General features: G+C 68.8%; 7 protein-coding genes. 5 read left to right on the forward strand and 2 right to left on the reverse strand.

The window, feature by feature from the left end; translation table 11 throughout:
• Positions 1–63 precede the first annotated feature (63 nt).
• Positions 64–396: an L-rhamnose mutarotase gene (locus ACPYN9_RS14570; protein ID WP_424467267.1), complete on the forward strand. Its 333-nt coding sequence runs from the start codon at positions 64–66 to the stop codon at positions 394–396.
• A 492-nt stretch (positions 397–888) separates the two neighbouring features.
• Here ACPYN9_RS14570 and ACPYN9_RS14575 read toward each other — a convergent pair whose 3' ends face one another.
• Both ACPYN9_RS14575 and ACPYN9_RS14580 read right to left on the reverse strand, forming a co-directional pair.
• A complete protein-coding gene (locus ACPYN9_RS14575; RefSeq protein ID WP_424467268.1) occupies positions 889–1,404 on the reverse strand; it encodes an adenine phosphoribosyltransferase in 516 nt (171 codons plus the stop codon).
• 872 nt (positions 1,405–2,276) lie between these two features.
• Positions 2,277–3,287, reverse strand: coding sequence for a LacI family DNA-binding transcriptional regulator (locus ACPYN9_RS14580; RefSeq protein WP_424467269.1), 1,011 nt, complete (start codon positions 3,285–3,287; stop codon positions 2,277–2,279).
• A 330-nt stretch (positions 3,288–3,617) separates the two neighbouring features.
• Between ACPYN9_RS14580 and rhaI the strand changes: the two genes are divergently transcribed.
• From rhaI to ACPYN9_RS14600, 4 genes are read left to right on the forward strand one after another with little or no spacing between them, the layout of a single operon-like run.
• On the forward strand, positions 3,618–4,784 hold the full coding sequence (gene rhaI, locus ACPYN9_RS14585) for an L-rhamnose isomerase (RefSeq protein ID WP_424467270.1): 1,167 nt from the start codon (positions 3,618–3,620) through the stop codon (positions 4,782–4,784).
• Between the two features lie 43 nt (positions 4,785–4,827).
• A complete protein-coding gene (locus tag ACPYN9_RS14590) occupies positions 4,828–6,864 on the forward strand; it encodes a bifunctional aldolase/short-chain dehydrogenase (protein ID WP_424467271.1) in 2,037 nt (678 codons plus the stop codon).
• Entirely contained in the window at positions 6,861–8,333 is a 1,473-nt protein-coding gene (locus ACPYN9_RS14595; RefSeq protein ID WP_424467272.1) for a rhamnulokinase, read from the forward strand. The genes ACPYN9_RS14590 and ACPYN9_RS14595 overlap by 4 nt, the downstream gene beginning before the upstream one ends.
• Before the next feature lie 6 nt (positions 8,334–8,339).
• Complete coding sequence (locus tag ACPYN9_RS14600; RefSeq protein ID WP_424467273.1) at positions 8,340–9,599, forward strand: alpha-hydroxy acid oxidase; 1,260 nt, start codon at positions 8,340–8,342, stop codon at positions 9,597–9,599.
• The last annotated feature ends 137 nt before the right edge of the window (positions 9,600–9,736 follow it).

A 9,736-nucleotide genomic window follows, 5' to 3' on the forward strand; every position in this document is an offset into this window, starting at 1 on the left:
CGCGTGTTTGTAAACAGAGCGGCCGCATGATGTACCGCACCAGCATTCAGATAGGAAGATCACATGCCCAGAGTCGGATTCCAGCTCAAAGTCGCGCCCCAGCACATCGACGAATACGTGCGACGTCACGCCGAGGTGTGGCCCGAAATGCTCGCCGAGATCGCGGCCGCCGGCCGCCGCAACTATTCGCTATTCCTCGCGCCAGACGGCACGCTCTTCGGCAGCTACGACGTCGACGACGAGGCAGCCGCGAGCGCGTACCTCGCGGCCTCGCCCATCGCAGCCCGCTGGGAAGCCGACATGGCCCAGTTCTTCGACGGCCTCGAGGGCCGCGCCGACCAGGCCGCGTCGCCACTCATCGAGGTCTTCAACCTGGAAGAGCAGCTCGGCGCGTAACCCGACCCGCCCTGAGTTCGATCGCAGCCGGGCGCGACCGCTCAGAGTCAGCCGCCCCGCCGCGTTCAGCCTGTTGCGTCGCGTTCAGCCTGTTGCGTCGCGTTCAGCCTGTTGCGCCGCCGCACTCAGCCCGCCGCCCCGACTGACCTCGGACTGGCGGCCCGCGCTGAGTCTGTTGCGCCGCCGCGTTCAGTCTGTTGCGCCGCCGCGCTCAGTCTGCCGCCCCGCCGATCTCAGACTGGCGGCCCCGTTCTGAGTCTGCCGCCCTCGCCGCGTTGTCCTCTGCCCTCTGCTGTTCGCCCTCTGCCGGTCGCATCCACACGGGAGATGTTCCTTCGTGTCGAAACGAACATGCATTCCCCGTGCGGATCCAGGGGCTCGGAGTCGACAGGCTCGCGAGTTGCGTGGTGAGGGAGTCGAACGGTGAGGGAAACGAGGGGAGGGAACTGAGGGGTGCAAGAATGAGACGCGGCGTCGCGCGCGAGCCGCGCCTCAGACTTCGAAGATGGCGTGCACGGGGCCGGCGACCTGCTGGCCGTCGAGGTCGACGAGCTCCATGAGCACGGCCGTGCCGACCAGCGCGTAGCCGAGTCGTTCGAGCAGCTGCTGGCCTGCGCGGAGAGTCCCGCCGGTCGCCAGGATGTCGTCAACGAGCAGGACACGCGTTCCGGCCGGGAGGTCCTGCGCTGCCTCCAAGCTGTCGGTTCCGTATTCGAGGTCGTACGTGATCGATGCCGCTGGACGCGGCAGCTTCCCGGCCTTGCGGATAGGGATGAGCCCGACCCCTGCTGCGGCCGCGATTGCCCCCGCGAGCAGAAACCCTCGCGCCTCGACGCCAGCGACGACGTCAAACGAACCCAGGAACGGCTCGACTACGGCATCGACGGCGGCGCGCAACGCGACGCCGTCCGCAAAGAGCGGCGTGATGTCGCGGAACTGGATACCCACTTCTGGGAAATCCGGAATGGTCGCGATGAGCGACTCGGCACGGGCGAGTTCGGGGGTCACCGCTTCAGGATACGTGCGGCGCAGAAGGCACCGGTCTCGCCCGGTCTACTGCCGCTCAGCGCGCAGCGCGCAGTGCGGCCGTCCGTGGTCGGCCCGTCTCATCTCGCTTGGCGTGTTGTTGGTCTGAGCCCCGAGGACCGACTCGTGGCCCCACGGGGCCGGCGGGCTGGGTGCGTGACAGCCACAGTGACGTGGGGTGATCTGCGGGCAAGTGACGCAGCTACGTGCACGCCACGTCACTCTGAGTGGCCGGACGGTAGGGGTCACGTCGCTCGGCGGCGTGCGCCGATCTGCATTCGGCGGCGTGCGCCGGTCTGTTTTCTGCAGCGTGCAGGGCGTTCGCGGATGCGGTGCCCGCCCAGCCGGATCCGCGCGGGAGGCTGGCCGCACGGGGTTCGGCGGGCTGGGTGCGTGACAGTCACAGTGACGTGGGGTGATCTACGGGCAGGTGGCGCAGCTGATTGCACGCCACGTCACTTTGAGTGGCCGGACGGCAGGGGTCTCGTCGTTCGGCGGCATGCGCCGGGCTGCTTTCGGCGGCATGCGCCGATCTGCTTTCGGCGGCGTGCGCCGGTCTGTTTTCTGCAGCGTGCATGGGCGTCCGCAGATGCCTGGCCGGCCCAGCGGATCCGAGGGGAGGCTGACTCCAACGGGGTCGGCAGACGGGGCGTGACAGTCACAGTGACGTGGGGTGTTCTGCGGGCAAGTGACGCAGCTACGTGCACGCCACGTCACTCTGAGTGGCCGGACGGTAGGCGTCCCGTCGTTCGACGGCATGCGCCGGTCTGATTTCGGCAGCGTGCATGAGCGTCCGCGGACGCCCTGATCGGCCCCGCCCGACCGGTGCGGGAGGGGCGCCCGGGCGCTGAGGGTTAGGCGCGCGGGGGAGTGGAGGCGCGGGCGACGAGTTCCGGCGTGAAGCGGATGTGCTCGGGTGTCGCTTCGGGGTCGCGGGCCGACGCGACGAGCAGGTCCATGGCTTTCGAGCCGATGAGGTGCGCTGGCTGGTGAATGGAGCTGAGCGAGGTTGAGGCGAAGGCCGCGAAGTCGATGTCGTCGTAGCCGATGAGGGCGACATTCTCGGGTACTCGGGCGTGGCTGGTGCCTTGCAGGCTTTGCAGAAGCCCGAGCGCGAGCATGTCGTTGGCGGCGAAGACCGCGTCGGGAAGGTCAGCGGCGTCTCGGTCGGCGAGCACGAGCCCGGCCCGCCTGCCCTCTTCCATTGAGAGTGCGTCTGTTGCGAGCACCTCGAGGGTCGCGCCAGCTACCTCGCGCACGGCGTCGCGGGCACCTTCGAAGCGGTCGGTGACCTGCTGGATCTCCATGGGGCCGCCGAGGAACGCGATGCGCCGGTGCCCGGTCTCGAGGAGGTGCTCGACGGCGATACGGCCCCCGGTGCGGTCGTCGACGGCGACGGACGGGTAGCGTTCGTCAGCGCTCTCGCGGTCGACGAGCACGACGGGTGTGCCGCGCTTGTGGAGGCGCTCGAGCTGGGGCATATTCGCGGCCATGGGGGTGACGAGCACGCCGAAGACGCGCTGCTCCTCGAAGAGCCCGAGGTGGGTGCGCTCGCGTTCCTCTTGCTCGTCGCTGTTCGCGACGAGGACGGAGAAGCCGAGTTCGGCGGCGCGCTCCTCGGCGCCGCGGGCGACGTCGGTGAAGAAGGGGTTGCGCAGGTCGAGGACGATGAGGCCGACCGTGCGGCTCTCGCCGGCGCGCAGCTGTCTGGCGGCGTCGTTGCGCACGAAGCCGAGCTCTTCGATCGCGGTTTGCACCTTGTCGACGGTGGCCTTCGACACCTTCTCCGGGTGGTTGAGCACGTTTGACACGGTGCCCACAGAGACGCCCGCAAGTGTCGCGACGTCGCGCACGCTGACTGCCATGGGCCTCCTTTGGTGTACAGCGATGCTAGGCCACACTTCGACTCGGCGTCGGGTGCCTCGCTCGTGAAGCCGAACTCGAGCGCGACCGGCACGCCGGTGCCGCTCTGCTCGCCCACAGCGCGGCTTGCGCAAAACGAAAGCGCCAGTCGTTCTCACGCTTGACACGATTCACCCTGGCTCGTAATCTGAACCTACTGAAACGATTCAATACCGTTCAGCGCGCACAGCCTCCTCGCACGCCCGCCGACCGTGAATCGAGTTCCCGAAGCCGTGGACGACGTCGTTCGGCCCGGGAGCGCATCCGCAACCCACCAACGAAGGCGACGAACCGTGAGCATCCTCTCCGCAGACCAGCTTGCAGCGCTCGAAGGACAGGGCATCGAGCTCCCGTCCTGGGCGTTCGGCAACTCAGGCACCCGATTCAAGGTGTTCCAGACGGCAGGCACGCCGCGCGACCCGTTCGAGAAGATCGCGGATGCGGCCCAGGTCAACACCTACACGGCGCTCGCCCCCAGCGTGGCCCTGCACATCCCGTGGGACGTCGTCGACGACTTCGCCGCCCTCCGCAAGCACGCCGAGGACCTCGGCGTCGAGCTCGGCACCATCAACTCGAACACGTTCCAGGATGACGACTACAAGTTCGGCGCCCTTACCCACGAAGACGCCGCCGTGCGGCGCAAGGCTATCGATCACCACTTCCGCTGCATCGATGTCATGAACGAGACCGGCTCGCGCGACCTGAAAATTTGGCTCGCCGAGGGCTCCAACTACCCGGGCCAGGCCGACCTCCGCGGTCGCCAGGACCGCCTCCACGACTCGCTGCAGGAGATTTACGCCCGCATCGGCGACGACCAGCGTCTGGTGCTCGAGTACAAGTTCTTCGAGCCGGCGTTCTACCACACGGACGTTCCGGACTGGGGCACGAGCTACGTGCAGGTCGCCGCCCTCGGCGAGAAGGCCATGGTCTGCCTCGACACGGGCCACCACGCGCCGGGCACGAACATCGAGTTCATCGTCATGCAGCTGCTCCGCCTCGGCCGCCTCGGCTCGTTCGACTTCAACTCGCGCTTCTACGCTGACGACGACCTCATCGTCGGCTCGGCAGACCCGTTCCAGCTGTTCCGTATCCTCGCCGAGGTCATCCGCGGCGGTGGCCTGAATAACCCCGACGTGGCCTTCATGCTCGACCAGTGCCACAACGTCGAGTCGAAGATCCAGGGCCAGATGCGCTCCGTCCTCAATGTGCAGGAGATGACGGCGCGCGCGCTCCTCATCGACACGGACGCCTTGACTGCCGCCCAGAAGTCCGGCGACGTGCTCCTCGCCCACGAGGTGTACATGGATGCGTTTTCCACCGACGTGCGCCCGGCCCTCGCCGAGTGGCGCGAGTCGCGCGGCCTGCCCGCGAACCCGCTCGCCGCGTTCCGTGCATCCGGATACGAGCAGCAGGTCGCCGAGGAGCGCGTCGGCGGCGTCCAGGCCAGCTGGGGCGCGTAAGCGTCACCCTCCCCACGACCTCACGAGCCTCGAAGGACTTGACATGACGAACCCAGCAGCAGCCGACCTCATCTCGCGCAGCAACCGCCTCGGCGAAGACCCGAAGAACACGAACTACGCCGGCGGCAACACCTCGGCAAAGGGCACGGAGACGGACCCCGTCACGGGCGAGCCCGTCGAGCTCCTCTGGGTGAAGGGCTCAGGCGGCGACCTCGGCACCCTCACCGAGCAGGGCCTCGCCGTGCTGCGCCTCGACCGCTTCCGCGCGCTCACGAACGTCTACCCGGGCGTGGAGCGCGAGGACGAGATGGTCGCCGCCTTCGACTTCTGCCTGCACGGCAAGGGTGGGGCTGCCCCGTCGATCGACACGGCGATGCACGGCCTCGTGGATGCGGCGCACGTCGACCACCTGCACCCCGACTCCGGCATCGCGATCGCGACGGCCGCCGACGGCGAAGAGCTGACTGCGAAGATCTTCGGCGACAAGGTCGTCTGGGTGCCGTGGCGTCGACCCGGCTTCCAGCTCGGGCTCGACATCGCGAACATCAAGGACGAGAACCCGCAGGCGGTCGGCTGCATCCTCGGCGGCCACGGCATCACCGCCTGGGGCGACACGTCCGAGGAGTCGGAGCGCAACTCGCTGTGGATCATCGACACTGCAGCGGCCTACATCGATGCACACGGCAAGGCCGACCCGTTCGGCGGCGTCGTGCCGGGCTTCGAGGCACTCCCCGCTGACGAGCGCCGTGCACGTGCGGCGGCCCTCGCGCCGTCGATCCGCGCCGTCGCATCGCACGATGCGCCCATGATCGGCCACTTCACCGACGACGAGCGGGTGCTCGACTTCCTGGCGAGCGAGAAGCTCGCTGAGCTCGCCGCGCTCGGCACGAGCTGCCCCGACCACTTCCTGCGCACCAAGGTCAAGCCGCTGGTCCTCGACCTGCCGACCAGCGCATCCGTCGAAGAGCAGCTCGCCCGCCTCGAGGAGCTGCACACGGCCTACCGCGCCGACTACAAGGCCTACTACGACAAGTTCGCGACGGCCGAGTCGCCCGCCATCCGCGGCGCCGACCCGCTCATCGTGCTCGTGCCTGGCGTCGGCATGTTCTCGTATGGCAAGAACAAGCAGACCGCCCGCGTCGCCGGTGAGTTCTACTTGAACGCGATCAACGTGATGCGCGGCGCAGAGGCGCTGTCAAGCTACTCCCCGATCTCGGATGAGGAGAAGTTCCGCATCGAGTACTGGGCGCTCGAGGAGGCGAAGTTGCAGCGCATGCCGAAGCCGAAGACGCACCAGGGGCGCATCGCGTTCGTCACGGGCGCCGCATCCGGTATCGGCAAGGCCATCGCGACCCGCCTCGCGGCCGAAGGCGCGTGCGTCGTCGTCGCCGACCTCGACCTCGAGAAGGCGCAGGCCGCCGCGGCAGAGCTCGGGAACACCGACGTCGCGATCGGCGTCGCCGCGAACGTCGCCGATGCCGCGGGCGTGCAGGCCGCCATCGACGCGACCCTGCTCGCGTTCGGCGGCATCGACCTCGTCGTCAACAACGCGGGCCTCTCGCTCTCGAAGCCGCTCCTCGAGACGACCGAGAAGGACTGGGACCTGCAGCACGACGTCATGGCCAAGGGCTCCTTCCTCGTGTCGAAGGCCGCGGCCAAGGCGCTCATCGAGCAGAAGCTCGGCGGCGACGTCATCTACATCTCCTCGAAGAACTCCGTCTTCGCCGGCCCGAACAACATCGCCTACTCGGCGACCAAGGCCGACCAGGCACACCAGGTCCGCCTCCTCGCGGTCGAGCTCGGCGAGCACGGCATCCGCGTCAACGGCATCAACCCAGACGGCGTCGTGCGCGGCTCCGGCATCTTCGCGGCGGGCTGGGGCGCGAACCGCGCCGCGACCTACGGCGTGAAGGAAGAGGACCTCGGCCAGTACTACGCGAACCGCACCATCCTCAAGCGCGAGGTCGTGCCCGAGAACGTCGCCGACGCGGTGTACGTGCTCACCGGCCCAGAGCTCACGCGCACGACCGGCCTGCACATCCCCGTCGACTCGGGTGTCGCGGCGGCCTTCCTGCGATGACCGACGCGGCTCCCCAGGGCGGGGTGGATGCGCCCCGCACGGTCGCGGCCGTCGACCTCGGCGCCACGAGCGGTCGCGTCATCACGGGCACCATCACGGATGGCGTGCTCACGATGCGCCACGAGGCGCGCTTCCCGAACAACCCCGTGCGCACGCGCGACGGGCTGCACTGGAACCTGCTCGGCCTCTACCAGCACGTCCTCGACGGGCTGGCGGCGGCCGAGCGGGATGCGCCGGGGCAGATCGCGAGCATCGGCATCGACTCGTGGGCCGTCGACTACGCGCTGCTGCGTGAGGGGCGCGTGCTCGGCGTGCCGTATGCGTACCGGGATGAGCGGACCGCGCGCGGTGTCGAAGCCGTGCACGCCGTCGCCTCGCCGGAGGAGCTGTACCGCCGCAACGGGCTGCAGCACCTCCCGTTCAACACGGTGTTCCAGCTCGCGACCGACGGCGAGTTGCTCGGCCTGGCCGAACAGATGCTGCTCCTGCCAGACCTGCTCGCTTACTGGCTGACGGGCGCGCAGGTGGCCGAGCGCACCAACGCATCCACCACAGGTCTGCTGCGCGCCGACACGCGGGAGTGGGATGCGGAGCTCGCCGAGCGTGTGGGCGTGCCCGCGCGCATCCTGCCGCACCTCGTCGACCCTGGCGCCGTGCTCGGCTCGCTCGAGGGCGAAGCCGCGCGCGTCGTGGGGCGCGACATCGACGTGGTCGCCGTCGGCTCGCACGACACCGCATCCGCGATCGTCGCCATTCCGAACGTCGGGCGTGACTTCGCCTACATCTCGTGCGGCACGTGGGGGCTCGTCGGCCTCGAGCTCGACGAGGCGGTTGTCACCGACGCCGCGCGCGAGGCGAACTTCACGAACGAGGGCGGCGTCGACGGCCGCGTGCGCTTCTTGCACAACGTCATGGGGCTGTGGCTGCTGTCCGAATCGCAGCGCCACTGGGAGCCAGCGGCGACGGATGCGCAACGCTCGTCGACCCTGCAGCAGCTGCTCGCGGACGCCGCCGAGGTGACCGGGGACGTGCCCATCTTCGACGTCAATGATCCGATGTTTATGGCACCGGGTGACATCCCTGGGCGAATCGCTCAGTGGTTCCAGGACCGCGGCATCGAAGCGCCGACGACCCCCGCTGCTGTCGTGCGCTCGATCGTCGAGAGCCTCGCGCAGGCGTTCGCGGACGCCGTCGAGTCCGCATCCAGGCTCGCAGACCACCCCGTGAGCGTCATTCACATCGTCGGCGGCGGGTCGCAGAACGCGCTCCTCTGCCAGGCGACCGCCGACCGATCAGGGCGCCCCGTGCTCGCCGGCCCCGTCGAAGCGACCGCGATGGGCAATCTCCTCGTGCAGGCTCGCGCACATGGCTGGATCCCAGATACGCTCTCGGAGATCCGATCAATCGTGGCGAGGTCGACGCAGATCATCCGCTACGAACCGAACGCCAGTTCCACGAAAGGGCACTGAACTCCCATGGTGAAACGTCAAGCCCCCAAGCCGCTCGAACTGCTCGAGCTCATGCAGTTCAAAAAGCCCGACCTCAACGGCCGCCGTCGCCGCCTCAACTCGGCACTGACGATCGAAGACCTGCGGCGCATCGCGAAGCGACGCACCCCAAAGGCGGCCTTTGACTACACCGACGGCGCCGCCGAGGGTGAGCTGTCGCTGCGCCGCGCGCGCACCGCGTTCCGCGACGTCGAGTTCAACCCGTCCGTGCTGCGCGACGTCGCGAACGTCGACACGTCGAGCACCGTCCTCGGCGGGCCGATGGCGATGCCGTTCGCGATCGCCCCGACCGGGTTCACGCGCCTCATGCAGACCGAGGGCGAGACCGCCGGCGCCGGCGCTGCCGCGGCCGCGGGCATCCCCTTCACCCTCTCGACGCTCGGCACCACGACGATCGAAGAGGTCGCGAAGGTCAACCCGAACGGGCGCAACTGGTTCCAGCTGTACGTCATGAAGGACCGCTCGATCTCGTACGGACTCGTTGAGCGCGCCGCGAAGGCGGGCTTCGACACCCTGCACTTCACGGTCGACACCCCCGTGGCCGGCGCTCGCCTGCGCGACAAGCGCAACGGCTTCTCGATTCCGCCGCAGCTCACGGTGGGCACGATCATCAACGCCATCCCGCGCCCCTGGTGGTGGATCGACTTCCTGACCACCCCGAAGCTCGAGTTCGCGTCGCTGTCGACCACGGGCGGCACCGTCGGTGAACTGCTCGACTCGGCCATGGACCCGACGATCAGCTTTGAAGACCTGAAGGTCATCCGCGAGATGTGGCCGGGCAAGATCGTCATCAAGGGCGTCCAGAACCTCGAGGATTCGAAAACGTTCGCCGACCTCGGCGTCGACGGCATCGTGCTCTCCAACCACGGAGGGCGGCAGCTGGACCGGGCTCCGATCCCCTTCCACCTGCTCCCCGCCGTCGCCCGCGAAGTCGGCAAGGACCTCGAGATCGGCGTCGACACGGGCATCATGAACGGCGCCGACATCGTCGCATCCGTCGCGCTCGGCGCAAAGTTCACGATGATCGGGCGCGCCTACCTGTACGGCCTCATGGCGGGCGGGCGCGAGGGCGTCGACCGCACCATCGCGATCCTGTCCGACGAGATCATCCGCACCATGAAGCTCCTTGGCGCGCACACCCTCGACGAGCTGAACCCGTCGCACGTCACGCAGCTGAAGCGTTACGTGCCGACGTCGTTCATCGAAGCGGCCCCCGACCGCGGGTAGTCCGGTCGGGCCGGCCTGGCGCTGACCGGCGGATGCGCCCGCCGAGTCGCGCAGAGTTGTGGGGGGGGGGGGGGGGGGGGGGGGGGGGGGGGGGGGGGGGGGGGGGGGGGGGGGGGGGGGGGGGGGGGGGGGGGGGG

Origin of the sequence: Pseudoclavibacter helvolus (assembly GCF_049707175.1) — a bacterium.
In the GTDB taxonomy this organism is placed as follows: Bacteria; Actinomycetota; Actinomycetes; order Actinomycetales; family Microbacteriaceae; genus Pseudoclavibacter; species Pseudoclavibacter helvolus_A.